A 26,634-nucleotide genomic window follows, 5' to 3' on the forward strand; every position below is an offset into this window, starting at 1 on the left:
ATAATCCTGTTCTGATGATTGATTGTGGGAACAGTTACTTTTTTTGTTCTATTAGGAGGATAAGATGAAAAATCTATTTTTTGAAAAACGTTGCCGTTACAGTATTCGTAAGCTGTCAATCGGGGCTTGTTCCTTGATGATTGGTTCAGCTCTATTCGCGAGCCCAGCTCTTGCCGAACAGGTTGCTGTCCCTGAAACAGCTGCAAATGCGAGCGCCCAAGCTAGAAGCGCTAGTGAAACAGCTAATCCAGATACTGCAGCTATCGAAAAACAATTATCGGAAACAGAGAATAAAGTAGCTGAGCAACCGATTTCAGAAAACACTCCAGCAATAACGGATCTGGTTAATGAAAAAGAAGAGGCAAAGCCAGCTCCGACAGATAAAACTGAAAAACCAGCTCAACCAACTGAAAAAGAAGAAGTCAAACCAGAGGAAGCTCCTCAAGTAGCTGAGAAGAAAGCCGACAAACCGACTCTAGCAGACGTTCCTAAAAATGAAGAAAAGAGTCTCCGACCAAAAGAAATCAAATTTGATACTTGGGAAGATTTGTTAAAATGGGAACCGGGTGCGCGTGAGGATGATTCTATTAACCGTTCCTCAGTTGAACTCGCCAAGCGTCATAGAGGCCAGTTGGTTAATGAAAAAGCAAGCAGAAGAGCCAAGGTTCAAGCTCTAGCAAATACCAACTCAAAGGCCAAAGACCACGCTTCTGTAGGTGGAGAAGAATTCAAGGCCTACGCTTTTGATTACTGGCAATACTTGGATTCAATGGTCTTCTGGGAAGGTCTAGTTCCAACTCCAGATGTCATTGATGCAGGTCACCGCAACGGAGTTCCCGTTTATGGAACACTCTTTTTCAACTGGTCAAATAGCATTGCCGACCAAGAGAAATTTGCTGCCGCTTTGAAACAAGACGCAGATGGCACCTTCCCTATCGCACGGAAACTTGTCGATCTTGCTAAGTACTATGGCTTTGATGGCTATTTCATTAATCAGGAAACAACGGGGGAATTGGTAGCACCTCTTGGTGAAAAAATGCGCCAATTCATGCTCTATACAAAAGAATACGCAGCTAAGGTCAACCACCCAATCAAGTATGCTTGGTACGATGCCATGACCTACAAATACGGCCGTTACCACGAAGATGGTCTAGGTGATTACAACTACCAGTTTATGCAAAAAGAAGGAGACAAGGTCCCTGCGGATCAATTCTTTGCCAATTTCAACTGGAACAAGGAAAAGAATGACCACTCCGTAGAGATGGCCAAATGGCTAGAACGTAGCCAGTATGATGTCTTTGCAGGCTTGGAATTGCAACAAGGTGGCTCTTATAAGACCAAAGTCAAATGGGATGCCCTCTTAGATGAAAAAGGCAAGTTGCGTTTGTCACTTGGACTCTTTGCACCAGATACGATTACCAGTCTAGGAAAAACAGGCGAAGACTACCACAAGAACGAAGACATCTTTTTTACAGGTTACCAAGGAGATCCAACGGCTCAAAAACCAGCAGATAAAGAGTGGTATGGAATTGCCAATTTAGTTGCTGACCGTACACCAGCAGTAGGTCGAACTTTCACGACCTCCTTTAATACAGGTCATGGTAGAAAATGGTTTGTAGACGGTAAAGTTTCTAAGGATTCTGAGTGGAACTACCGTTCTGTTTCAGGTGTCTTGCCAACATGGCGCTGGTGGCAGACTTCAACAGGGGAAAAACTTCGTGCAGAATATGACTTTACGGACGCCTACAATGGTGGGAACTCCCTTAAATTCTCAGGTGATGTAGCTGGTAAGACGGACCAGGATGTGAATTTGTATTCTACCAAACTAGAAGTAACTGAGAAAACCAAACTTCGTGTTGCCCACAAGGGAGGAAAAGGCTCTAAAGTTTATATGGCTTTCTCTACAACACCAGACTACAAATTTGAGGATGCAGCTGCATGGAAAGAACTGACTCTCTCTGATGACTGGAAGAATGAAGAATTTGACCTCAGCTCACTGGCTGGTAAAACCATCTATGCAGTCAAACTCTTCTTCGAGCATGAAGGAGCTGTAAAAGATTATCAGTTCAACCTAGGACAATTAACAATTTCAGACAATCACCAAGCGCCACAAGCCCCGACAGGCCTTTCTGTGGTGAAACAATCTCTCAAAAATGCCCAAGAAGCTGAAGCAGTGGTCCAGTTTGCGGGTAACCAAGATGCGGATTTCTATGAAGTCTACGAAAAAGATGGGGATAACTGGCGTTTGTTGACAGGATCATCTGCTTCCACTATCTACTTGCCAAAAGTTAGTCGCTCTGCTAATGCGACTGGTACGACTCAGGAACTGAAAGTCGTTGCAGTTGGTAAAAATGGCCTCCGTTCTGAAGCGGCGACGGCATCCTTTAACTGGGGGATGACAGTTCAGGATACGACCCTCCCAAGACCTTTGGCTGAAAATATCGTTCCAGGTGCAAAGGTCATAGGTAGCACTTTCCCAAATACTGAAGGTGGAGAAGGTATCGAAGGTATGTTGAACGGTACCATTACTAGCTTGTCAGATAAGTGGTCTTCAGCTCAGTTGAGCGGTAGTGTGGATATTCGTTTGACCAAGCCACGTACCGTTGTTAGATGGGTCATGGATCATGCGGGAGCTGGTGGTGAGTCTGTCAACGATGGTTTGATGAACACCAAAGACTTTGACCTTTATTATAAAGATGCGGATGGTGAATGGAAGTTAGCTAAGGAAGTCCGTGGCAACAAAGCGCACGTTACGGATATCACTCTTGACAAACCAATCACTGCCCAAGACTGGCGCCTAAAAGTTATCACTTCAGATAATGGGACGCCTTGGAAAGCCATTCGTATCTACAATTGGAAGATGTACGAAACCTTGGATACAGAAAGCCAAAATATTCCAATGGCTAAGGTAGCTGCCCGTTCACTTGGAAACCATCAAGTTCAACTAGGCTTCTCTGATGTTCCAGCGGGTGCAACTATCACCGTTTACGACAAGGCAGATTCACAAACACCAATTGCAACCTTGAAGTCTGAAACTGGAGGCGACTTGGCAACAGCACCATTGGCCTTTGACAAGCAACCAACTCTCCTCTACTATCGTACCCAACTACCTGGCAAAGAAATCAGTAACACCTTGGCTGTAGCGATTCCGCAGGATGAAAGAAAAATTGCTGCGGTTAGCCTGGAAAAAGAACCTAAAAAGACGGTTTACAAAGAGGGAGAAAAACTTGATCTCAGAGGCGGAACACTCCGTGTTCAATACGAAGGGGGACAAGTCGACGAGCTGATTAACCTTACTCACTCAGGTGTGTCGGTATCTGGATACGATGCTCATCAAAAAGGGGAACAGAAGCTCGTAGTCAGCTACCTTGGACTTCCGGTTACTGGTGACTTAAAAGTACAAGTGACAGGACAAGACCAAGCGAAACCGAAAGAAGTAGCAGGATTGTACATTACTCAGAAACCGAAAACGGACTATCTAGTAGGTGATCAACTGGATCTTGCAGAAGGTCGCTTCAACGTTCTCTATGATGATGAGACAGAAGAAAGCCATGCCTTTACGGACCAAGGTGTTGAAATCACGGACTATGATGCTCAGAAGACTGGTCGTCAGACCTTGACCTTGCATTACAAGGGACACACAGCTGAGTTTGATGTCTTGGTTTCTCCAAAAGCAGCTGTCAACGATGAGTACCTCAAACAAGAAATCACTGCTGCCCAAGGCCGTCAGTCAACTCTTGCCTACACCTTCTCAAGTGAGGATAAACAGGCAGCGCTAGTAGAGAAGCTCAATGCAGCGAAAGCTGTAGCAGAAAATCACAATGCTAGCCAAGAAGAAGTCAACCAGGCTTTGAATGAGTTAAAACAAGCAGGAACAGACTTGGATGGAAATCAACGTTATCAGACAGCTAGAGAAGAATTGGAAGGCTTGTTGACAAAAGTTCGTGAAAAAGCTCCTCAAGCTGAGTTGATTGCCCAAGCAGAAACTTTGTTAGCTTCACAAACGCCAACTCCACAAGCTTATGCGGACATGAAAGAAAAGCTGAATAAGAAATTAGCTCCTGCAGAAGAAAGTCACCACGTTGGCAGCATGGATCCAAATGAAGTAGCCCCAACAGTTGAAACCCTCCCTGAACTAGTTATTGAAACTGAAACAAAAGCCTATGAACGCCAAGAACGACTAAATGCCGACCTTCTCAAAGGCCAACGCCGTGTTGTGCAAGCAGGAGTTGAAGGTCGAGTTCGTCACTTTGTAGAAGTAGATGCCCAAGGCAATCGCGCCCTTCGTTCGACAGAAGTTGTCAAGGAAGCAATCCCAGAAATCACCGAAGTTGGTACAAAAGTTCTATCGAGCAACCAGCCAGCTGAAGGTGTGAAAGATTTAGTTCACGAGAAACCAACTCTTGAAATTGAAGAGGGGACAGTTTCCTTCGAACATCAGGAACGACCAAATGCAGCCCTTCTCAAAGGGCAACGCCAGCTAGTTCAAGCAGGAGCAGAAGGGCAAATTCGTCTTCTAGTAGAAGTAGATGCCCAAGGCAAACGCACCCTTCGTTCGACTGAGGTTCTCAAGGAAGCTCTTCCAGAAATTGTTGAAGTAGGAACGAAAGAAGAACAAGCCTCACAAACAAGGGATCAAGCGCTTTTAGCTGCACCAGCAAAAGTTGAAGAAGCAAGCAAACAACTGCCAAATACTGGGGCAGAAATAGATGCCGGTCTAGTAGCGCTGGGTCTTCTCGGAGTGATGAGTGCTTATGGACTTGTAGCTTTGAAAAAGAGAGAAGATTAATCGGATTTAGAATTCTTGGATCTTCTCATATAAAACTATAAAACTAAAAATAAGGTTTGACTGTAGATTAGTCAGGCCTTGTTTTAATTACTTATTTGATGAGGTCTTTCTAGTTTTAATTTTAAAAAAAGTAGTTTCAGTTGCAAGAATGAACTCGAAAAGTTTAGGGTTTTGCTATCTCTTTTGTTGATTTTGTGATATAATTAACACGTATAAAAAAAGAAGGAGTCATATCTAATGGCAAAATTGACTGTTAAAGACGTTGACTTGAAAGGGAAAAAAGTTCTCGTTCGTGTTGACTTCAACGTACCTGTTAAAGATGGCGTGATTACCAATGACAACCGTATCACTGCAGCTCTTCCAACTATCAAGTACATCCTTGAACAAGGTGGACGTGCAATCCTCTTCTCTCACCTTGGCCGTGTAAAAGAAGAAGCAGATAAAGAAGGTAAATCACTTGCTCCTGTAGCTGCTGACTTGGCTACTAAATTGGGACAAGAAGTTAAATTTATCCCAGGTGTTACACGCGGTGCTGAATTGGAAGTCGCTGTTAACGCTCTTGAAGATGGACAAGTTCTCTTGGTTGAAAACACTCGTTTCGAAGATGTTGACGGCAAGAAAGAATCTAAAAACGATCCTGAACTTGGTAAATACTGGGCATCACTTGGAGATGGCATCTTCGTAAACGATGCATTCGGTACAGCTCACCGTGCACACGCCTCTAACGTTGGTATCTCAGCAAACGTTGAAAAAGCAGTTGCTGGATTCCTTCTTGAAAATGAAATTGCCTACATCCAAGAAGCAGTTGAAGCTCCAGAACGTCCATTCGTAGCCATCCTTGGTGGTTCAAAAGTTTCAGACAAGATCGGTGTCATCGAAAACTTGCTTGAAAAAGCTGATAAAGTGCTTATCGGTGGTGGGATGACTTACACATTCTACAAAGCTCAAGGTATCGAAATCGGTAACTCACTTGTAGAAGAAGACAAATTGGATGTTGCAAAAGCTCTTCTTGAAAAAGCAAACGGCAAATTGATCTTGCCAGTTGACTCAAAAGAAGCAAACGCATTTGCTGACTACACTGAAGTGAAAGACACTGAAGGTGAAGCAGTTGATCCAGGCTTCCTTGGTTTGGACATCGGTCCAAAATCTATCGCTAAATTTGACGAAGCCTTGACTGGTGCCAAAACAGTTGTATGGAACGGACCTATGGGTGTATTTGAAAACCCTGACTTCCAAGCTGGGACAATCGGTGTCATGGACGCTATTGTGAAACAACCAGGCGTGAAATCAATCATCGGTGGTGGTGACTCAGCTGCCGCAGCGATCAACCTTGGTCGCGCAGACAAGTTCTCATGGATCTCTACTGGTGGTGGAGCATCAATGGAACTTCTTGAAGGTAAAGTATTGCCAGGATTGGCTGCACTTACAGAAAAATAATCTTTCGTAAATGAAACGATGAAAAGAGGAACTTTGTTTCCTCTTTTTCTTGTAGCTTGAATTAAAAACGTTTCCGATTGATTTTGGCTCATAAAATCAACTAAATTATGATAAAATGGAAATAGAAAGTTGAGATTATGGGTTATTTTAAAAAATATAAATTTGATAAGTCACAGTTCAAGCTTGGTCTACGAACCTTTAAAACCGGAATTGCTGTTTTTTTAGTTCTCTTGATTTTTGGATTTTTTGGTTGGAAGGGGCTTCAAATTGGGGCTTTGACAGCAGTTTTCAGTTTGCGAGAAAGCTTTGATAAGAGTGTTCATTTTGGAACATCACGCATTCTAGGAAACAGTATCGGTGGTTTCTACGCCCTTGTCTTTTTCCTCTTAAATACCTTATTTCAAGAAGCCTTTTGGGTGACCTTGCTGATTGTGCCAATCTGCACCATGTTAACCATTATGACAAATGTTGCCATGAACAATAAGGCGGGAGTTATTGGTGGTGTAGCAGCTATGTTGATCATTACCCTATCAATACCGAGCGGAGAAACATTTTTGTACGTATTTGCGCGTGTGTTTGAAACATTTATGGGAGTTTTTGTCGCAATACTCGTAAATTATGATATTGATCGCTTCAGAAATCTTTTTGAGAAAAAAAGAAAATAATGTCATGTTTTATGACATTATCAATTGACGTATGTATTTTTTTAGACTATAATAGACAGAAAGAAGGAAATTGTGAATGAAGGAAAGAGAATTTCGCCGAAATATGGCTGTTTTTCCTATCGGCAGTGTGATGAAGTTGACCGATCTATCGGCGCGTCAGATTCGTTATTATGAAGATCAAGAGTTGATAAAGCCTGATCGAAACGAAGGGAACCGTCGCATGTATTCTTTGAATGACATGGATCGTTTGCTTGAAATCAAAGATTATATCTCTGAAGGTTTCAATATCGCTGCCATTAAGAAGAAATATGCTGAACGTGAGGCGAAATCCAAGAAAGCAGTGAGCCCAACGGAAGTGCGTCGTGCGCTTCATAATGAGCTCCTCCAACAGGGACGCTTTGCTTCAGCGCAGTCACCTTTTGGTCGCGGTTAGGTAATCGCAAGTAGTCATATATATTAAGGAGAAAACCCATGCCAATCACAGCTGCAGATATTCGTCGTGAAGTCAAGGAAAAAAATGTTACCTTTATTCGTCTCATGTTTTCAGATATCTTGGGGACGATGAAAAACGTCGAAATTCCTGCTACAGATGAACAGTTAGATAAAGTCTTGTCAAACAAGGCTATGTTTGATGGATCTTCTATTGAAGGTTTTGTACGTATCAATGAGTCAGATATGTACTTGTACCCAGACTTGGATACATGGACAGTCTTCCCTTGGGGAGATGAGAATGGAAGTGTTGCAGGTTTGATCTGTGATGTCTATACAACAGAGGGTGAGCCATTTGCAGGTGACCCTCGTGGTAATCTGAAGCGTGCTCTTCGTCATATGGAGGAAGTGGGATTCAAATCCTTCAACCTTGGTCCAGAACCAGAATTCTTCCTATTTAAGCTGGATGAAAATGGTGACCCGACACTTGAAGTAAATGACAAGGGTGGCTACTTTGATTTGGCGCCTACTGACCTTGCGGACAATACACGTCGTGAGATTGTGAATGTCTTGACCAAAATGGGATTTGAAGTAGAAGCGAGTCACCACGAGGTTGCAGTTGGACAACATGAAATTGACTTCAAGTATGATGAAGTCCTCCGCGCTTGTGATAAGATTCAAATCTTTAAGCTCGTTGTTAAAACCATTGCTCGCAAACATGGGCTTTACGCAACCTTTATGGCGAAACCAAAATTTGGTATTGCTGGATCAGGTATGCACTGTAATATGTCCTTGTTTGATGCGGATGGGAATAATGCCTTCTTTGATCCAAATGATCCAAAAGGAATGCAGTTGTCAGAAACGGCCTACTATTTCCTTGGTGGTTTGATTAAGCACGCTTACAACTATACTGCCATCATGAACCCAACTGTTAACTCCTACAAGCGTTTGGTTCCTGGTTATGAAGCGCCAGTTTACATTGCTTGGGCTGGTCGTAACCGTTCGCCACTTGTGCGTGTACCTGCTTCACGTGGAATGGGGACACGTCTTGAGTTGCGCTCGGTAGACCCAATGGCAAACCCATACATCGCGATGGCAGTTCTTTTGGAAGTTGGTTTGCACGGTATTGAAAACAAAATCGAAGCACCAGCTCCTATCGAAGAAAATATCTACATCATGACAGCTGAAGAGCGTAAGGAAGCTGGAATAACAGACCTTCCATCAACTCTTCATAACGCCTTGAAAGCTTTGACTGAAGATGAAGTAGTTAAGGCTGCCCTCGGAGACCACATCTACACTAGCTTCCTTGAAGCCAAACGTATCGAGTGGGCTAGCTATGCAACCTTTGTGTCACAATGGGAAGTTGATAACTATTTAGATCTTTATTAATATAGAAGAAAGATTGCCTGAGGGCGGTCTTTTTTCTTGCGTTTTATATCGAGGTGTGATATATTTTATATAACGAGGTGCGATGTATCGAACTGAATAGGAGGCAGTTGTAAATGGAATTAACGGATAAGATTCGTCGAGTTTATCTTCCGATGACGGAAACGGGTTTTTATATCTTGTTCTGTCTGCAAAAGGAACGTCATGGTTATAGTATTACCCAAAAGGTCAAGGAGATGACAGATTCGCAAGTCTTGATTAGTCCTGGAACTATGTATGGAACCTTGTCAAAGATGGAAAAGGATGGTTTGATTTTCTTTGTCCGAGAAGAAGAAAAACGGAAAATCTATCAGATTACAGACTTGGGACGAAAAGTCTTGGATATTGAATTGAAACGTATTGAACGACTCTACAGAAATAGTCGGGAGGGAGGATGATGGAAAAGAAGGTTGTTTATAGAATTGCTACCATTGCGGATTATGATAGAGAGGCTTTATACCTTGCGGAAATGCATGCTAAGGGCTGGAAACTTAAGGAAGTGAGTTACTCTAACTTAGTAGTTGCGGTTAAGTATACTTTTGAAAAGTGCCAACCGGAGCAGGTGTCTTATCAGTTAGATTTTTATCCCATGAAAAAATCAGAGAGAGCCTCCTATTTACAACTATTTAAAGACTGTGGATGGGAGCATATTATAGATTTTAATGGTTTTTCCTACTTTAGAAAATCTTATTCTGGAGTTGAGTCGGATACTGAGTTTGAAATCTATAATGACGCTACTGGGAAGTTAGCCATGGTTAAACGGATTTTAATAATGCGGATGCTTCCTATTTTGCTTCTCTTTTTAGCTCTAATACCGATTTTCTCAAAGTTTCTCAGTGGAGGTAGTTCTTTCAGTTGGGTAATGTTTTTGATTGTTATTATGGATTGTGTTTTATTGATAGTTTTTGCGATTCAGATTTCTTATATTTTTTGGAGCTTGTTCCAAAAGTGGAAAGAATTATCTTATAGCTGAAACAATACTTGTTTTCTGATTTGGAGGTCAGGCAATGAATAGCAAAGTACAATTTCGGATTTTCACCGTTGTCGATTTGGACAAGGAGGAAGAATATTTGCATGAGATGCACTTGAAAGGCTGGAGATATAGAACTAGTCGTTTTGGTTTTTTTTATTTTGAGCAATGTCAACCGGATGATGTCATCTATCAGATCTATGATTCTAGATTTCTTAGAAAGCATAAGCATGAACTACAAGGTTTTAGAAATAGCGGTTGGGAATTGATAGAAACAGGTTTTTGTTCAATTCTTCGTAAATCATCTTCAGATACACTTCCAGAGGATCAAGTCTATATGAGTAATGGTCTTAGATGGGAAGTTATGCGGTCTAGACTTCGATCCTGTACAGCTGCTTTCTCGGGTGGTCTTGTTGTTTGCATGAGTTTATTTAAAGAAGGTCTTTCTATGTCTTTCTTTATTACTTTCGTTTTATACGCTTGTTTAATTTCTTATCTGATCTATGGATATTACAGACTTAAAAGGAAATACCAAATTGATGAAAAGTAAGTTTCTAGGTCCTCAGACTGATTTTTAGCACTCTTGATAAAAGAGTGCTAATTTTTTGAGTTTTTGTCTTGACATTCTCTTCTAAGGGTGTATAATAGAATCATGAGTTAGCACTTGGGGGCATAGAGTGCTAATCGATCAGACAGAGAGGAGTGATGAGATGGTTACAGAGCGTCAGCAGGATATTTTAAATCTGATCATTGACATCTTTACCAAAACGCACGAACCTGTCGGATCCAAAGCTTTGCAAGAGTCTATTAACTCTAGCAGTGCAACCATTCGTAATGATATGGCGGCTTTAGAAAAGCAAGGTTTGCTTGAGAAAGCTCATACTTCCAGTGGTCGGATGCCAAGTGTTGCTGGTTTTCAGTACTATGTGAAACACTCACTGGATTTTGACCGACTGGCTGAAAATGAGGTCTATGAGATTGTCAAAGCCTTTGATCAGGAATTCTTCAAACTGGAGGATATTCTGCAAGAGGCTGCTAATGTCTTGACAGACTTGAGTGGCTGCACAGTTGTAGCGCTAGATGTTGAGCCCAGCAGGCAACGGTTGACAGCTTTTGATATCGTTGTTCTAGGGCAACATACAGCCTTGGCAGTATTTACCCTAGACGAGTCGCGAACGGTTACCAGTCAGTTTTTGATTCCAAGGAACTTCTTGCAGGAGGATTTGCTGAAACTGAAGGCAATCATTCAGGAACGTTTCCTCGGCCACACCGTTCTAGATATTCACTACAAGATTCGGACAGAGATTCCGCAGATTATCCAGCGTTACTTTACTACAACGGACAATGTCATGGATCTCTTTGAACACATTTTTAAAGAAATGTTCAATGAAAATATTGTGGTGTCGGGCAAGGTCAATCTCTTGAATTTCGCCAATCTAGCAGCCTATCAGTTCTTTGACCAACCGCAAAAGGTGGCTTTGGAGATTCGTGAGGGTCTGCATGAAGATCAAATGCAAAATGTCCGTGTTGCGGACAGTCAGGAATCCTGTCTAGCTAACCTAGCAGTGATTAGCAGTAAGTTCCTCATTCCTTATCGAGGTTTTGGAATTCTGGCAATTATCGGTCCGGTCAATCTGGATTACCAGCAATTGGTCAACCAAGTTAATGTGGTCAATCGTGTTTTGACCATGAAGTTGACGGATTTTTATCGCTACCTCAGTAGTAATCATTACGAAGTAAATTAATTTTGAAATCATTAAAGGAGGCGAAAATGGCCCAAGATAAAAAAAACGAAGAAATGAAAGAAGAGGAAGTTGTGGAAACAACTGAAGAAACAACTCCTGAGAAGTCTGAGTTGGACTTGGCAAATGAACGTGCGGATGAGTTCGAAAACAAATACCTTCGCGCTCATGCAGAAATGCAAAATATTCAACGCCGTGCCAATGAAGAACGTCAAAACTTGCAACGTTATCGTAGCCAAGATCTGGCAAAAGCAATTTTACCGTCGCTTGACAACTTAGAACGTGCACTAGCAGTTGAAGGTTTGACAGACGATGTCAAAAAAGGATTGGAGATGGTGCAAGAGAGCTTGGTACATGCTTTGAAAGAAGAAGGAATCGAAGAAATCGCAGCTGACGGTGAATTTGACCATAACTACCACATGGCCATCCAAACGCTCCCAGCAGACGATGAACACCCAGCAGACACCATCGCTCAAGTCTTCCAAAAAGGCTACAAACTCCATGACCGCATCCTACGCCCAGCCATGGTAGTAGTATATAACTAGGCTAGAGAACTTAAAAACTTGTCCGAAACGACAATAAACTATGAAGAAAGTTAAAAAGCAAGCTGGAGGCTTGCAAGGAAGATGTTGCCCGCCGTGGTGAAAGTTTCAGTAGCGTGTGCTACTGAAACAGGGGATTTTTGAGACAATTGGCTCAAAAATAAGTGATGAAATCCCGTAGGGAGTTGCTCACGTCCCCACCACTTAAGGGGAATATTAAGAAAAGTCAAAAATAGAATATAAAATTTAAGGAGAAAAACACATGTCTAAAATTATCGGTATTGACTTAGGTACAACCAACTCAGCAGTTGCAGTTCTTGAAGGAACTGAAAGCAAAATCATCGCAAACCCAGAAGGAAACCGCACAACTCCATCTGTAGTTTCATTCAAAAACGGAGAAATCATCGTTGGTGATGCCGCAAAACGTCAAGCAGTTACAAACCCAGATACAGTTATCTCTATCAAATCTAAGATGGGAACTTCTGAAAAAGTTTCTGCTAATGGAAAAGAATATACTCCACAAGAAATCTCAGCTATGATCCTTCAATACTTGAAAGGTTACGCTGAAGAGTACCTTGGTGAAAAAGTAACCAAAGCAGTTATCACAGTCCCAGCTTACTTCAACGACGCTCAACGTCAAGCAACAAAAGACGCTGGTAAAATCGCTGGTCTTGAAGTAGAACGTATCGTTAACGAGCCAACTGCAGCAGCTCTTGCTTACGGTTTGGACAAGACTGACAAAGAAGAAAAAATCTTGGTATTCGACCTTGGTGGTGGTACATTTGACGTATCTATCCTTGAATTGGGTGACGGTGTCTTCGACGTATTGTCAACTGCAGGGGACAACAAACTTGGTGGTGACGACTTTGACCAAAAAATCATCGACCACTTGGTAGCAGAATTCAAGAAAGAAAACGGTATTGACTTGTCTACTGACAAGATGGCAATGCAACGTTTGAAAGATGCGGCTGAAAAAGCGAAGAAAGACCTTTCTGGTGTAACTTCAACACAAATCAGCTTGCCATTCATCACTGCAGGTGAGGCTGGACCTCTTCACTTGGAAATGACTTTGACTCGTGCGAAATTTGACGATTTGACTCGTGACCTTGTAGAACGTACAAAAGTTCCAGTTCGTCAAGCCCTTTCAGATGCAGGTTTGAGCTTGTCAGATATCGACGAAGTCATCCTTGTTGGTGGTTCAACTCGTATCCCAGCCGTTGTAGAAGCTGTTAAGGCTGAAACTGGTAAAGAACCAAACAAATCAGTAAACCCTGATGAAGTGGTTGCCATGGGTGCTGCGATCCAAGGTGGTGTCATCACTGGTGATGTTAAAGACGTTGTCCTTCTTGACGTAACACCATTGTCACTTGGTATCGAAACAATGGGTGGTGTCTTCACAAAACTTATCGACCGCAACACAACTATTCCAACATCTAAATCACAAGTCTTCTCAACAGCAGCAGACAACCAACCAGCCGTTGATATCCATGTTCTTCAAGGTGAACGCCCAATGGCAGCAGATAACAAGACTCTTGGACGCTTCCAATTGACTGACATCCCAGCTGCACCTCGTGGAATTCCTCAAATCGAAGTAACCTTTGACATCGACAAGAACGGTATCGTATCTGTTAAGGCTAAAGACCTTGGAACTCAAAAAGAGCAAACAATCGTTATCCAATCTAACTCTGGTTTGACAGACGAAGAAATCGACCGCATGATGAAAGATGCAGAAGCTAACGCTGAAGCAGATAAGAAACGTAAAGAAGAAGTAGACCTTCGTAACGAAGTTGACCAAGCAATCTTTGCGACTGAAAAGACAATCAAGGAAACTGAAGGTAAAGGCTTCGATGCAGAACGTGATGCTGCCCAAGCTGCCCTTGATGAGCTTAAGAAAGCCCAAGAAGACAACAACTTGGACGAAATGAAAGCGAAACTCGAAGCATTGAACGAAAAAGCTCAAGGACTTGCTGTTAAACTCTACGAACAAGCCGCAGCAGCACAACAAGCTCAAGCAGGAGCAGAAGGCGCACAAGCAACAGGAAACGCAGGCGATGACGTCGTAGACGGAGAGTTTACGGAGAAGTAAGATGCAAAGCCCGTTAAAACCTCACAGTGAAAATAGGAAATCTGACGCAGAAACTTTAGTTTCTAGAAAGATTTGCACCTAAAGGTAGCCATATCTGTAATTCGCTAAAGCGGAAACAGCTACGTCTCTTTTTCACCAAGAGGTTAGGCCGTGCTCAATTCAGCATTACTAGTTTGATTTTTAAAACTTGAACGTCGTAATGATAGGAAGAAATCCAGAGGTTGCAACCCAGCCTCTGTTTTTCGGTAAAATAGAGGGTGTTGCTTATGAAAAAAGTACTTTGTATCCTTTATCCTAATTTTTCTCTTTATGAGATATCCTCTTTAACGAGTACTTTGGCTCTGTCTTTTGACATCACGATTGATTATGTCGCTTCAGATTATTCGATAGTTATATCTGAGGATGGCTTACCTTGTCAACCTACAAAAACATTGGATCAAATCTGTATAGAAGAGTATTCTTGTATCATTTTACCAGGAATGGTAAATATAGGGCCTGCTCTACAGGATGAAAAATTAGCCTCATTTTTGAGAGAACTTGGTGAGCAGGATATCTTAATTACAGCAATTTCTTCTGCGCCCATTTTGTTAGCGAAAGCTGGCTTGTTGAATGACACGAAATTTACTGGTGGGATTTGGCAAAACTTCTTTGATTATTTTGAATTTCTTCCTCGGGAAAATTTCAAAGCAAAAGCTGTCCTGCAAGATAAAAATATCATTACTGCTATTGGCTTTGCACATCAAGAGTTTGCAAGAAAAGTGATTCTTGGTCTAGGTTTGGCAGAAAATACTGACAACTATTTTAAAGAACAGAACGAATATTCAGAAGAGGACTTGATTTTTACTCTATCGGACAAAGAGTTTGATGAAGTGAAGCAGAGTATAGAAAATACCCTCTAATGATTTACTTATAAATTATAGAAAGGAATAAGGGTGTTCGTAATTGAACTCGAGCGGAAAGCTTGGAAATTAGATAAACCTCCTAAGAAATCAGGATTTCTTGTCGGTTTCCTAAATTTCAGTCGCTTTCTGTTCGCTCTTAGTATCTTGTATGAACAATACTGAATTTTATGATCGTCTGGGGGTGTCAAAAAACGCTTCGGCAGACGAGATCAAAAAGGCTTATCGTAAGCTTTCCAAAAAATATCACCCAGATATCAACAAGGAGCCTGGTGCTGAGGAAAAATACAAGGAAGTTCAAGAAGCCTATGAGACTTTGAGTGACGACCAAAAACGTGCAGCCTACGACCAATATGGTGCTGCAGGTGCCAACAGTGGCTTTGGTGGTGCTGGCGGTTTTGGTGGCTTTGACGGAGCAAGTGGCTTCGGTGGTTTTGAAGATATCTTCTCAAGTTTCTTTGGCGGAGGCGGAGCTTCGCGCAATCCAAACGCTCCTCGTCAAGGAGACGACCTCCAGTATCGTGTGAATTTGACTTTTGAAGAAGCTATCTTTGGAACGGAAAAAGAAGTTAAATACAATCGTGAAGCCAGCTGTCGTACATGTAATGGTTCTGGTGCTAAGCCAGGGACAAGTCCAGTCACTTGTGGACGCTGTCATGGCGCTGGTGTCATTAACGTTGATACGCAGACTCCGCTTGGTATGATGCGCCGCCAAGTAACCTGTGATGTCTGTCATGGTCGCGGAAAAGAAATCAAAGATCCATGTACAACTTGTCACGGGACAGGTCATGAAAAACAAGCTCATAGCGTACATGTGAAGATTCCTGCTGGTGTGGAAACAGGCCAACAAATCCGCCTCGCTGGTCAAGGTGAAGCAGGCTTTAACGGTGGACCTTACGGAGACTTGTATGTAGTGGTTTCAGTAGAAGCCAGCGATAAGTTTGAACGTGAAGGAACAACTATTTTCTACAAGTTGAATCTCAATATTGTCCAAGCAGCTCTTGGGGATACTGTGGAAATTCCAACTGTACATGGTGATGTTGAATTGGTCATCCCAGAAGGAACTCAGACTGGCAAGAAATTCCGTCTACGTGGCAAGGGAGCGCCAAGCCTTCGTGGTGGTGCCGTTGGTGACCAATATGTAACTGTCAATGTCGTGGCTCCGACAGGTTTGAACGATCGTCAGAAAGCAGCGCTTAAAGAGTTCGCAGCTGCAGGTGACTTGAAAGTCAATCCAAAGAAAAAAGGCTTCTTTGACCATATAAAAGATGCCTTTGAAGGAGAATAAAGTAAAAAGAGCCGATGGGCTCTTTTTGTGTAATCTTTGGAAATTTAACATCAGAGAAAATCATTCTCCAGCTGGTTTACTATTTATACTTTTGAGTGAGCAAGCCAGCCGCATCCATCTCCTGAATGAGTTGCTTGATTTCCGCTTCTTTGCCAGGCTTAACTGTGATAGTATCAATGTGTTTGATTGCCGAATTATCCTGAATCTCCACCAAAGTCAAAGCTTTTTCATAGAATGAAATTCCCTTTTTAAAACTTTCCTGATCATCCCAAAAGAGAAGTGAGTAATTAGGGTTAAATGTCTTTCCTTTTTCTTGGAAATACTTTTCACTTTCCTTCTCTAAAAATTGGAATAAGCCATGGTTGAACAAGTTATCCCCTACTTTATAGTAGGAAATCTCTCCTGCCTGTAGGACATAGACTTCGAGTCGGTTTTTGGTGAGTTTTGGACTTTCTTTTAGGACGGGGTGGCTATTGATGACCTCATCTGAGAAAGTAACATAAAAATGTAAGCCTCCACCCTCGAATTGATACCTTCCATTTGATTCTACTTTCTCAGGAGGCATGTCAAGAGAGATAAAGATTTGTTTTAAGTCGTCATTCCCTTTTTGGATGTCACTCGGTGAGGCCTTGAAAAGATTCATCAGTAGTAGAAATGCCAAGACTGCAAGCAGGCAGAGGCAACCACAAGGGATCGCGACGACCTTCGCTAGAACTTTTAAAAACTGTTTCACTTTCATTCCCTCACTTTTCTGTTCAAACCTAGTATCCAAAAAAGAGTTTAAGGAAAGTTGGAGACTCTCTTATCCTTGTTTTTCTTCTTGGAGGACTGCCATTCTGGTTTGGAAATCCTTTTCCAAGACTTTGAACTTGTAGGTCAAGTCTTTTTGGTATTCCTTGATAAGGGCTTTTTGTTGGTCGATGATTTGCAGGCTGTTTTGAATGATATCCAAATCCTCCTTCATAGCCTCGACACGGTCGCTAGTGTCTATAAACTCCTCCGTGATGGCTTGGCGATTTTTTACGACAAAATAACTTCCAGCTGCAGCTCCTACGAATAGCAGTAGATTTGATAGTTTCATGGCAACTCCTTAGGCATTTCTAATAGTTTCAGCGACTTGGGCAAGTTTGTCAAAGTCAGGTTCGTGGGCGATAAAGTCAATCTTGAGGTCATCTTCTGCACCGTAGCGAGGAACAAGGTGCACATGGGTATGAAAGACCGTTTGACCAGCGACTTCCTCGCAGTTGGCAATGATATTCATACCAGCAGCCTTAGTAGCCTTCATAACTTTTTGAGCTACCAGTGGCACTTGGGCAAAGAGTTGGCTGGCACTTGCAGCATCCATCTCCAAAAGATTGCGATAATGCTCTTTTGGTACAATGAGGGTGTGTCCAGGCGTTACTTGAGAGATATCAAGAAAGGCAAGAACCTGCTCATCCTCGTATACTTTTGAAGCAGGGATCTCTCCTGCTATGATCTTACAAAAAATGCAATCTGACATAAAATCCACCTCTACTGTATTGAATTTTGATATAATATAGCTACATTATACCAGATTCGGAGAAAATATGTTAGAAATTAAAAACCTGACAGGAGGCTATGTTCACGTCCCTGTCTTGAAAGATGTGTCCTTTACAGTTGAAAGTGGGCAGTTGGTCGGTTTGATTGGTCTCAACGGTGCTGGGAAATCAACGACGATTAATGAAATTATCGGTCTTTTGACACCTTACAGTGGGGAAATCAAGATTAATGACCTAACCCTGCGAGAAGATGCGACCAACTACCGCAAGCAGATTGGCTATATCCCAGAAACGCCTAGCTTGTATGAGGAATTGACTCTCAGAGAGCATATCGAAACGGTGGCAATGGCTTATGGTATCGATCAGAAAATAGCTTTTGAGCGAGTGGAATCTTTGTTAAAGATGTTTCGTCTGGATCAAAAATTAGACTGGTTTCCGGTCCATTTCTCCAAGGGGATGAAGCAGAAGGTTATGATTATCTGTGCTTTTGTGGTAGATCCGAGCCTCTTTATCGTGGATGAGCCTTTTCTTGGTCTTGATCCCTTGGCGATTGCTGACTTGATTCAGCTTTTGGAAGTAGAAAAGCAAAAAGGCAAATCCATCCTCATGAGTACCCACGTGCTGGATTCGGCAGAGAAGATGTGTGACGCCTTTGTTATCCTCCATAAGGGAGAGGTGCGGGCTCAGGGGAACCTCCAGCAACTCCGCGAGGCCTTTAACATGCCTGAGGCTAGCTTGAATGACATTTACTTGGCACTGACCAAAGAGGAGGACCTATGAAAGACTTGTTTTTAAGGAGAAAGCAGGCTTTTCGTAAGGAGTGTGTCGGTTATCTGCGTTATGTTCTAAATGACCACTTTGTCTTATTCCTGCTAGTTCTCATCGGTTTTCTAGCCTACCAGTACAGTCAACTCTTGCAAAATTTTCCTGAAAATCATTGGCCTATTCTTTTGTTTGTAGTGATTGCATCTGCCTTACTTTTGGCTTGGGGAGGAATCGCTACTTACACGGAAGTACCTGACAAGCTCTTTCTCTTAGTCAGTGAAGAGGAGGTCAAGTTGTACCTCAAAGGGCAGACGGTGCGTTCATTGGTTTTCTGGACAATTGTTCAAACCCTCTTTTTGCTCCTGTTTGCGCCCTTGTTTTTAGCCATGGGCTATGGCTTGCCAGTCTTTCTTGTCTATGTGATTTTATTGGGGACTGGGAAATACCTCCTCTTTCGCCACAAAGCTAGTAAATTTTTCACTGAAACTGGACTGGACTGGGACTATGTCATTGTCCAAGAAAGCAAGCGCAAGCAAGTCTTGCTTCGTTTCTTTGCCCTCTTTACTCAGGTCAAGGGTGTTTCAAACAGTGTCAAGCGTCGCGCTTATCTGGACTTCATCCTAAAGACTGTTCAAAAGGTGCCAGGGAAGATCTGGCAGAACCTCTATCTCCGCTCTTATCTGCGAAATGGAGACCTCTTTGCCCTCAGTCTTCGCCTCTTGCTCCTATCCTTGTTAGCTGTGATTTTTATCGAGCAGTCTTGGATTGCGACAGCAGTGGTTGTCCTGTTTAATCACCTCATGCTCTTCCAGTTGTTGGCTCTCTATCGTGCTTTTGACTACCAGTACTTGACCCAGCTCTTTCCTTTAGAAAAGGGTGAAAAAGAGAAGGGACTACAGGAAGTTATCCGAGGATTGACAGGTTTTGTTTTAATGGTTCAACTGGTAGTTGGTTTGATTACCCTCCAAGAAAAACTAGCCCTTCTAGCCCTGCTTGGAGCTGGACTGGTCTTACAAATCTTGTATCTACCTTATCAGATGAAACGTCAGATGCAGGATTAATCTTACTTATAGGACACTAAAAAAGAAGTTGAGTTCTGTCTCAGCTTCTTTTATTTTCTACAAGATAATAGTTGGTCCGTAGAGACTTAACTTGGTTTTGACTTGGTCAAAGTGAAAACGGTCATAGGCCCGCCAAGCGGCGCGAGTAGGAGCATCTGGATTGAGAGCGCTGAGACCCAGGAGAAGACTGGAAGTCTGGTAAAATTTTTCCAGCTCAATCAAGAATCGATTATCCACTGTCTCAGTTTTAGAGAGAAAGTCAAGGATATTGTCCAGCTGCTCCTGAAAGCGGACATCGTCAGCTGTTGCCTGTTTGCAGACTTGGTAGGCTTTGTTTAAGTCAGTAATCAAAGTATGAGCTCTTTTAATAGGGTCTGTATCTGTCATGAGAATGCCTCCTTTGTGATGGTTCTAAAGCTGTTTCAAGTGATTGTCTTTCTATAATCATAGTCTATCACTTTTAACTCTTTTTTTACCTTCAAATCTTTAATTGTCATTGAAATTTCCTGAATGGTTATTGCAGGATTTTATGATAAAATAATTGTAAGATTATCATAGCCATTTTGCGAATGATTCGACACTTTAGGAATTTTTGAGAACCGTTTAGGATTTGGTGAAAAATAGTTTCTAGATTTATGCTATCCTCTTTTTAGGAGGTTTTATCCATGAACTACATTATCATCCAAAAAGAGAAAGAAATTTTCAAATTAAACATAGAGGATATCTACTATATCCAAACGCATCCAAGCAAAGCCCATACCGTGCAGATTGTTACAGAAAACGCTAGCTTTGATCTATTTCAAAATTTAAGCAATCTTGAGAAACAATATGGAGAAACCTTGACGAGATGTCATCGAAATTGTTTGGTTAACCTTGAACGGCTAAAATCCATGGATATCCAAAGAAAGACTCTTTTTCTTGGAGAAGAAGGTCGATATGCTGTTCAGTATGCCAGACGTCGCTATAGAGATATTCGCCAAAGATGGTTGAAACAAGGAGAGTAAGAAGATGAGAATATTTGTTTTAGAAGATGATTTCTCCCAACAGACTAGGATTGAAACGACGATTGAGAAACTCTTGAAAGAACATCATATCATTCCCAGCTCTTTTGAAGTCTTTGGCAAGCCAGACCAACTTCTGGCAGAGATGCATGAGAAGGTAGCACATCAGCTATTCTTTTTGGACATTGAGATTCGAAATGAGGAGATGAAAGGCCTAGAAGTGGCAAGAAAGATTCGGGATCGAGATCCTTATGCCCTGATCGTCTTTGTGACGACTCACTCGGAGTTTATGCCCCTGTCCTTTCGCTACCAAGTGTCTGCTTTGGACTACATTGATAAGTCCTTGTCGGCGGAGGAGTTTGAGTCTCGTATCGAGACAGCTCTTCTCTATGCCGATAGTCAAGACAGCAAAAGCCTGGCGGAAGATTGCTTTTACTTTAAATCAAAATTTGCTCAATTCCAGTATCCTTTTAAAGAGGTTTACTATCTCGAAACGTCTCCTAGAGCCCATCGTGTTATTCTCTATACCAAGACGGATAGACTGGAATTTACGGCGAGCCTAGAGGAGGTTCTCAAGCAGGAGCCTCGTCTCTTGCAGTGTCATCGTTCTTTTCTCATCAATCCTGCAAATGTGGTGCATTTGGATAAGAAAGAAAAACTGCTTTTCTTTCCCAATGGGGGAAGCTGTTTAATCGCGCGTTATAAGGTTAGGGAAGTTTCTGAGGCTATCAATAACTTACACTGAACTAGGAGAGTTTATGAATATTGCTTGGATATTATTGTATACACTTATTACTAATGGGCTAGAAATTGTCATTTTCTTTAAGGTGGATGGAATTAATCTTACTTTCGAGAGGATTTTTAAGGCTTTTCTTCTGAAATTTCTCCTAGGGGCCATTTTTGCGACTTTTAAATTTTTAGCTGTGAGTGAATATTTGTTATATTTTATAGAACCTTTGTTTGGCATAGGGTTATCTTTCTTATTGTTAAGAGGGCTTCCTAAAAAACTCCTTTTCTTTTATGGTCTCTTTCCAATGATATTGGTGAATCTCTTTTATAGGGGAGTCTCCTATTTTGTGCTTCCATTTTTGGGACAAGGGCAAGTATATGATGGCTACTCACTTACTGGGTTATGTATAATAATTTTCAATTTCTTCATTTCTCTAGCCTTTTTGAAATGGTTGGACTATGATTTTACTAGTTTGAGAAGGGAGATTCTAGATAAAGGTTTTCAAAAGTCCCTGACTAAGATTAACTGGATAATGGGAACCTACTATCTAGTTATGGAAACTCTGTCTTTTTTTGAATATGAACAAAGTATTCAATCAACGACTGTTCGCCATCTGATTCTGGTGTTTTACTTGCTCTTTTTTATGGGGGTTGTCAAGAAATTGGATACCTACTTGAAGGAAAAACTTCAGGAAAAACTGAACCAAGAGCAGACCTTGCGCTATAGAGACATGGAGAGGTATAGTCTGCATATAGAGGAGCTTTATAAGGAAGTACGGAGCTTTCGTCATGATTATACCAACCTCTTGACCAGCTTACGCCTAGGTATTGAAGAGGAGGATATGGAGCAGATAAAAGAGGTCTACAACTCCGTTTTAAAGAACTCCAGCCAGAAATTGCAGGACAATAAATATGACCTGGGCCGACTGGTGAATATTCGGGATCGTGCCCTCAAAAGTCTCTTAGCAGGAAAATTTATAAAAGCAAGAGAAAAGGATATTGTCTTTAATGTCGAAGTTCCTGAGGAGATTCAAGTTGAGGGTATGAGCCTACTTGATTTTCTAACCATTGTGTCTATCCTTTGTGACAATGCTATTGAAGCCAGTGCAGAGGCTGGTCAACCTCACGTTTCAATTGCCTTTTTAAAAAATGGGGCACAAGAGACCTTTATCATTGAAAACTCCATCAAAGAAGAGGGCATCGATATTTCTGAAATCTTCTCTTTTGGAGTTAGTTCTAAAGGGGAGGGCCGAGGTGTTGGTCTCTATACCGTCATGAAGACTGTTGAAAGTTATCCCAATGCTAGTCTCAATACCACCTGTCAAGATCAAGTCTTTCGTCAGGTGCTTACTATGATACATACAGAATGATGAAAAATAAGACCGAGAGTGCTTGTTTCTCGGTCTTATTTTTTTATAGTTGTATTGGATGATGAAGTTCTTGTGCGATGTTATAAGCATATCTATTAATGTTATATAAGAAATCTTCCCACCATCCTCCACCTGTAATCTGGTTGAGTTCAGTAGTTGTTAGTTCTTGAAATGAAGTTAGGTTTTGATTCTTATCCATGTTACGATTCTCCTTTTTGATAAGATAATAAATAGTTCTAGAGTGTTATCTGAAAATTAATCAGAATGTGTTAAAATTTTATCTTTGAAATAATCAAAATATGTTTTCTTTGCAGTTACACTAGTGACGCGACCTTGTAGGCCATATTGGATGAGTTTACTATCCTCATTAGATAGTTTTGCAAGAGCGGTTAATTTAAAGAGATTGCCTTGCTCTGTTCTGGTGGGAGTTTGATCAATGCTCTGAAGTTGACCGATGATGGTAATGCCGTGATTTCCAATCTTCTCAAGTTTTAATCTTACAGTTTGTCCTTTATCTAGTAAGGGGAGAAGGTCAGATGATACGTAGTAAGTGATTAGTACTTCTCTTGTATCTGTTATAATAGGGAATATTTGAGCAATTTCTGTACCAATTGGAATTCTATTTTTACCTTCAAATTCGCTGTTCAGATGAATGATACCTTTACTTGGAGCGGTTAAGGTATTGTTTTCCAAACGCTGTGTCGCTTGATCTAGTTGTACTTTTAATTCTGTTAATTGATTCTCCACGGTTAGTTGTTGCTGAGAAGCTGTTTGTAAAAACTGAGTGCGGAGTACTTCAATTTTGGTTTCTAAACTATTATCATAAGTTGCTACACTTCCGATACCAGCTTGCTGAATTTTGAGGCTTGCGATAGATGATTCAAGATTTGCAATACTTTGATTGATTTGAGATAAAAATGGCTCCTCTTCAGTTCCCTGTGTTTGTCCTTGTGAGGCTACAAGATAACGATTCAAAATTGACTGGTGTGGATTGCTGGTTGGTAAGCGTGCCCTTTTATTTATGATAGCATCTCTCAGCTCCTGATATTCTCCAATTTGTTGTTGCACTTTTGTAATTTCTTGTTCGATGGCTGATGAACTGCTATTGGCAAGATTAGCTTGATTTGAAACCTCAGTGTTAGTCTTTGTGATACCCAGTTCAATATCATGGGATTGTTTAGTAAAATTCATAAAGGTATTATGGTAGCCAAACTCATCCTCGCCAGAAAAAAGATCAGTCGCTTTTTCTAAGCTTTGTTTCAAAATTCCAAGTCCTTCTTTTTGCTTCTCAAGTCTTTGTAATTGAGTTTCTAAGGCAGTTTTCTGACTTTCTTCCATTGTTTCAGAGTATTTGATGAGTAAGTCTCCTTTTTCAACTACTTGATTTGCCACTAAATGATTAGCAAGGATAGGATTGTCACTTGTTGACTGAATGGATGCAATGACACTTGTAGGGGTGATTTCTCCTTGGGAAGTAACAGTAATTTCTTTTGTGGCAACAAGGGAGAAAATCAAGATGAAAGTAAACAGTAATGAAAGTGGTATGATTAATACTGTCGCATAGTTATGGTAACGTCTCTGATAAAACTCGACGCTTCTAAAAAGATTAGGATTCATAACATTCTCCTTATTTATTGAACAGATGATGGTAGAAGCCTTGCGCCTGTATTAACTCTTTATGACTCCCAACTTCAATGATTTTACCCTGGTCAAGAACAATGACACGGTTGGTTCGTTCGGCTATACTGAGACGATGGGCTACAAAAAGAATGGTTTTATCAGTTAGGGACATAAGATTATCTATAACCTTTTTCTCGGTCAAGACATCAAGACCGCTAGTAGCTTCATCTAGTATTAAAACAGGAGCTTTAGTTAGGAGAGCACGAGCGAGAGCGATTCGTTGCTTTTGTCCTCCTGATAAACCAGCTCCATCAGAGAGCTGAGTTTGATAGCCCATAGGCATTCTTTCAATGTCTTGACGGATTTCAGCTAATTCACAAGCTTTTAGAATATCTTCTTGGCTAATCATATTATTACCGCCCAATGTTAAGTTTTCCAAGATAGATCCATTAAAGATATAGGCTTGTTGGGGCAGGTAATTAATATGACGTCGCAAGATTTTTTTATCAATGTTTTTAATATCCTGATGATTGATGGAAATATGTCCTTTGTAAGGTTCAAAGAAATTGACAATCATTTTGGCTAAAGTTGTTTTACCAGAACCACTAACTCCAACTAGGCTAACCTTATCTCCTTGTTTAATCGTGAGATTAATATCCGTTAAGGTATCTCGCCCAAAACCATACTTATAAGAAAGATCATCAAATTCAATATCGCCCATCAAAAAATGTGAATGAACAGAGCTTTCTTGAACTTGAAACTCAGATTCAACTAGATAGACTTCATTCAAACGGTTATTAGCGACCTTCGCAGATTGGAGTTTGGTTTGGAGGTTGATAATATTTTCCATAGGAGTTGTAAAGTAAGAAAGAAGTGTGTTAAAGGTAATCAGCTGACCGATAGAAATTTTACTAGACATAACTAATTGAGCCCCAAACCATAGGATGAGTATATTAAGAACTAACTTTGTTCCTTGTTTTAAATTAGTTTGTAAAATAGAATATTTAGTAAGTTTAAAGGATTTTTCCAAATAATCTACAAATTCACTGTCTATATTTTGATAGCGATTTTCTTCACTCGTGAGCGACTTTATAGTTTCAATCCCGTTGATATCTTCGATAATGGCAGAACTAACCATAGAATTACTTTGCATGACATCATGGTTCATTTTTTCAAAAGGCTTCATAAAAGAAAAGATGATGAACATGTATATAGGAACGGAAATAAGAGAAAGAAGGAAGAGATTAGGGTTTTGTGCCAGTAAGACGCTCCCTACAAGAATCAGAATGGAAACATCAAGAAGAAGAGAGAGAATAGTAGAAGCTAAGGCATCTATAATAGAGTTGGCATCTGTGAAGCGTGAAATGATTTCTCCTGTACGACGTGTCGCAAAGAAAGACATAGGAAGTTCAAAGAGATGGCGAATATAGGCCAAAATTACATCAATGCTTAATCTCTGACTCAGAACAGTTAGGAGATAATCTCTGGAGAAGCTCATGGCTTGTTGGAGGATATAGGTGATAATTAGACCAATTGAGATAATTCCTAAAGTTGATTTCATCTGATTTGGGATGTACTCATCCAAGATTCCTTGGAGATAATAAGAACCACCGATATTGATAATAGTGACTAATAAGCTTGAGAGAACAATGTAAGCAATGAGAGATTTTTGTTTGAAAATCAGAGGGAGGAAGCTCAGTAGACCATTCTTTTTATCTTTATGGGGTTGATAGCTGGGTTTGGGAGCTAGAAAAATAGCTACTCCAGTCCATTCAGAGAAAAAGCGTTCTTTTGACATTTTGGTGATTTTTACAGAAGGATCAGGATCACCAATAATCAGATAGTCTTTCCTTGTTTGATAGACAACATAGTAATGTTGGAGTTTCCCTTCTTTGTTAACGTGAACGATAAATGGATAGGGGACATCGCTCATATCAAAGAGCGTTTTATCTGCTTGAACAGGCCTTGTTTCAAAGCCCATTTCATCAGCGGCTTTTACAATGCCAAGAGCAGTCGTCCCTTCTTTGTTGGTCTTTGCAAGTTCTCTCAAGTGAGCTAGAGAAAAATCTGAACCATAGAATTTGGCAATCGAGGCTAAGGCAGCGACACCACAGTCTCTAGCATCTATTTGAGGAACAAATGTATGTTTATAAGAAGTCATTGGCAAATCCTTTCATATAAAATATGAATTTATTATACCATGATACTAAGTTCATATTTTATAAAATCTTGAATTGTCATTGAAACTTCCTGAATGGTAAAAAAGTGATTAGAAACTATCTTTTTTTAAAAAATT

At 41.0% G+C, this 26,634-nt stretch carries 25 protein-coding genes; 18 read left to right on the top strand and 7 right to left on the bottom strand.

Going from position 1 to position 26,634, the window contains the following annotated elements; genetic code table 11:
• Window positions 1-64: 64 nt before the first annotated feature.
• From D8854_RS05550 to dnaJ, 13 genes are all read left to right on the top strand, one after another.
• Window positions 65-4,789, top strand: coding sequence for an endo-beta-N-acetylglucosaminidase (locus D8854_RS05550; RefSeq protein WP_125450101.1), 4,725 nt, complete (start codon window positions 65-67; stop codon window positions 4,787-4,789).
• Window positions 4,790-5,026: 237 nt separating this feature from the next.
• Window positions 5,027-6,226: a phosphoglycerate kinase gene (locus D8854_RS05560; RefSeq protein ID WP_084976032.1), complete on the top strand. Its 1,200-nt coding sequence runs from the start codon at window positions 5,027-5,029 to the stop codon at window positions 6,224-6,226.
• A gap of 137 nt (window positions 6,227-6,363) precedes the next feature.
• Window positions 6,364-6,891, top strand: a complete 528-nt coding sequence (locus D8854_RS05565; RefSeq protein WP_000540311.1) for an FUSC family protein — start codon at window positions 6,364-6,366, stop codon at window positions 6,889-6,891.
• Between the two features lie 76 nt (window positions 6,892-6,967).
• Complete coding sequence (gene glnR, locus D8854_RS05570; RefSeq protein ID WP_000664331.1) at window positions 6,968-7,324, top strand: transcriptional repressor GlnR; 357 nt, start codon at window positions 6,968-6,970, stop codon at window positions 7,322-7,324.
• 38 nt (window positions 7,325-7,362) lie between these two features.
• Complete coding sequence (gene glnA, locus D8854_RS05575) at window positions 7,363-8,709, top strand: type I glutamate--ammonia ligase (protein WP_125450103.1); 1,347 nt, start codon at window positions 7,363-7,365, stop codon at window positions 8,707-8,709.
• Between the two features lie 113 nt (window positions 8,710-8,822).
• Window positions 8,823-9,143 carry a PadR family transcriptional regulator gene (locus tag D8854_RS05580; protein ID WP_084970917.1) on the top strand — a complete coding sequence of 107 codons (321 nt, stop codon included), beginning with the start codon at window positions 8,823-8,825 and terminating at the stop codon, window positions 9,141-9,143.
• Complete coding sequence (locus D8854_RS05585) at window positions 9,143-9,718, top strand: DUF2812 domain-containing protein (RefSeq protein ID WP_125450189.1); 576 nt, start codon at window positions 9,143-9,145, stop codon at window positions 9,716-9,718. The genes D8854_RS05580 and D8854_RS05585 overlap by 1 nt, the downstream gene beginning before the upstream one ends.
• 34 nt (window positions 9,719-9,752) lie before the next feature.
• The gene (locus D8854_RS05590; protein WP_125450105.1) at window positions 9,753-10,265 is read left to right on the top strand and encodes a DUF2812 domain-containing protein; all 513 of its coding nucleotides are present in this window, start codon (window positions 9,753-9,755) and stop codon (window positions 10,263-10,265) included.
• Between the two features lie 160 nt (window positions 10,266-10,425).
• Window positions 10,426-11,460 carry a heat-inducible transcriptional repressor HrcA gene (gene hrcA, locus D8854_RS05595; RefSeq protein ID WP_125450191.1) on the top strand — a complete coding sequence of 345 codons (1,035 nt, stop codon included), beginning with the start codon at window positions 10,426-10,428 and terminating at the stop codon, window positions 11,458-11,460.
• 26 nt (window positions 11,461-11,486) lie between these two features.
• Complete coding sequence (gene grpE / locus D8854_RS05600) at window positions 11,487-12,002, top strand: nucleotide exchange factor GrpE (protein ID WP_045591861.1); 516 nt, start codon at window positions 11,487-11,489, stop codon at window positions 12,000-12,002.
• Between the two features lie 259 nt (window positions 12,003-12,261).
• On the top strand, window positions 12,262-14,085 hold the full coding sequence (dnaK, locus tag D8854_RS05605) for a molecular chaperone DnaK (protein ID WP_070535126.1): 1,824 nt from the start codon (window positions 12,262-12,264) through the stop codon (window positions 14,083-14,085).
• A 266-nt stretch (window positions 14,086-14,351) separates the two neighbouring features.
• Window positions 14,352-14,984, top strand: a complete 633-nt coding sequence (locus D8854_RS05610) for a DJ-1/PfpI family protein (protein WP_125450107.1) — start codon at window positions 14,352-14,354, stop codon at window positions 14,982-14,984.
• 151 nt (window positions 14,985-15,135) lie between these two features.
• Window positions 15,136-16,272 (top strand): molecular chaperone DnaJ, encoded by a 1,137-nt coding sequence (gene dnaJ / locus D8854_RS05615; protein ID WP_125450109.1) that lies wholly within the window; start codon window positions 15,136-15,138, stop codon window positions 16,270-16,272.
• A gap of 79 nt (window positions 16,273-16,351) precedes the next feature.
• Here dnaJ and D8854_RS05620 read toward each other — a convergent pair whose 3' ends face one another.
• The 3 genes from D8854_RS05620 to D8854_RS05630 all read right to left on the bottom strand — a co-directional run bounded on the left by D8854_RS05620 (window position 16,352) and on the right by D8854_RS05630 (window position 17,773).
• Complete coding sequence (locus D8854_RS05620; protein ID WP_000865429.1) at window positions 16,352-17,011, bottom strand: hypothetical protein; 660 nt, start codon at window positions 17,009-17,011, stop codon at window positions 16,352-16,354.
• 63 nt (window positions 17,012-17,074) lie between these two features.
• Window positions 17,075-17,353, bottom strand: coding sequence for a hypothetical protein (locus D8854_RS05625; protein WP_000777766.1), 279 nt, complete (start codon window positions 17,351-17,353; stop codon window positions 17,075-17,077).
• A 9-nt stretch (window positions 17,354-17,362) separates the two neighbouring features.
• Window positions 17,363-17,773 (bottom strand): HIT family protein, encoded by a 411-nt coding sequence (locus D8854_RS05630; protein WP_125450111.1) that lies wholly within the window; start codon window positions 17,771-17,773, stop codon window positions 17,363-17,365.
• A gap of 67 nt (window positions 17,774-17,840) precedes the next feature.
• Here D8854_RS05630 and D8854_RS05635 point away from each other — a divergent pair, with 67 nt between their 5' ends.
• Both D8854_RS05635 and D8854_RS05640 read left to right on the top strand, forming a co-directional pair.
• Complete coding sequence (locus D8854_RS05635) at window positions 17,841-18,572, top strand: ABC transporter ATP-binding protein (RefSeq protein WP_125450113.1); 732 nt, start codon at window positions 17,841-17,843, stop codon at window positions 18,570-18,572.
• A complete protein-coding gene (locus D8854_RS05640; protein ID WP_125450115.1) occupies window positions 18,569-19,618 on the top strand; it encodes an ABC transporter permease in 1,050 nt (349 codons plus the stop codon). The genes D8854_RS05635 and D8854_RS05640 overlap by 4 nt, the downstream gene beginning before the upstream one ends.
• Before the next feature lie 57 nt (window positions 19,619-19,675).
• On the opposite strand, the gene D8854_RS05645 is transcribed toward D8854_RS05640, so the two are convergent.
• Entirely contained in the window at window positions 19,676-20,005 is a 330-nt protein-coding gene (locus D8854_RS05645; RefSeq protein ID WP_125450117.1) for a helicase BlpT, read from the bottom strand.
• A 278-nt stretch (window positions 20,006-20,283) separates the two neighbouring features.
• Between D8854_RS05645 and D8854_RS05650 the strand changes: the two genes are divergently transcribed.
• The 3 genes from D8854_RS05650 to D8854_RS05660 are packed head-to-tail and all read left to right on the top strand — an operon-like array spanning window position 20,284 to window position 22,718.
• Window positions 20,284-20,622: a LytTR family DNA-binding domain-containing protein gene (locus D8854_RS05650; RefSeq protein WP_001106571.1), complete on the top strand. Its 339-nt coding sequence runs from the start codon at window positions 20,284-20,286 to the stop codon at window positions 20,620-20,622.
• A 4-nt stretch (window positions 20,623-20,626) separates the two neighbouring features.
• Window positions 20,627-21,364: a response regulator transcription factor gene (locus D8854_RS05655; protein ID WP_125450119.1), complete on the top strand. Its 738-nt coding sequence runs from the start codon at window positions 20,627-20,629 to the stop codon at window positions 21,362-21,364.
• Between the two features lie 13 nt (window positions 21,365-21,377).
• Window positions 21,378-22,718 carry a sensor histidine kinase gene (locus D8854_RS05660; RefSeq protein ID WP_125450121.1) on the top strand — a complete coding sequence of 447 codons (1,341 nt, stop codon included), beginning with the start codon at window positions 21,378-21,380 and terminating at the stop codon, window positions 22,716-22,718.
• A 43-nt stretch (window positions 22,719-22,761) separates the two neighbouring features.
• On the opposite strand, the gene blpC is transcribed toward D8854_RS05660, so the two are convergent.
• Genes blpC through blpA form a run of 3 tightly spaced genes read right to left on the bottom strand, consistent with a single transcriptional unit; the run spans window position 22,762 to window position 26,499 of the window.
• On the bottom strand, window positions 22,762-22,917 hold the full coding sequence (gene blpC, locus D8854_RS05665) for a quorum-sensing system pheromone BlpC (RefSeq protein ID WP_125450123.1): 156 nt from the start codon (window positions 22,915-22,917) through the stop codon (window positions 22,762-22,764).
• Window positions 22,918-22,973: 56 nt separating this feature from the next.
• A complete protein-coding gene (locus tag D8854_RS05670; protein ID WP_125450125.1) occupies window positions 22,974-24,335 on the bottom strand; it encodes a bacteriocin secretion accessory protein in 1,362 nt (453 codons plus the stop codon).
• Window positions 24,336-24,345: 10 nt separating this feature from the next.
• Window positions 24,346-26,499, bottom strand: a complete 2,154-nt coding sequence (gene blpA, locus D8854_RS05675; protein WP_125450127.1) for a peptide cleavage/export ABC transporter BlpA — start codon at window positions 26,497-26,499, stop codon at window positions 24,346-24,348.
• Window positions 26,500-26,634: the final 135 nt, after the last annotated feature.

It is taken from the genome of Streptococcus mitis, assembly GCF_003943905.1.
GTDB lineage: Bacteria > Bacillota > Bacilli > Lactobacillales > Streptococcaceae > Streptococcus > Streptococcus mitis_BC.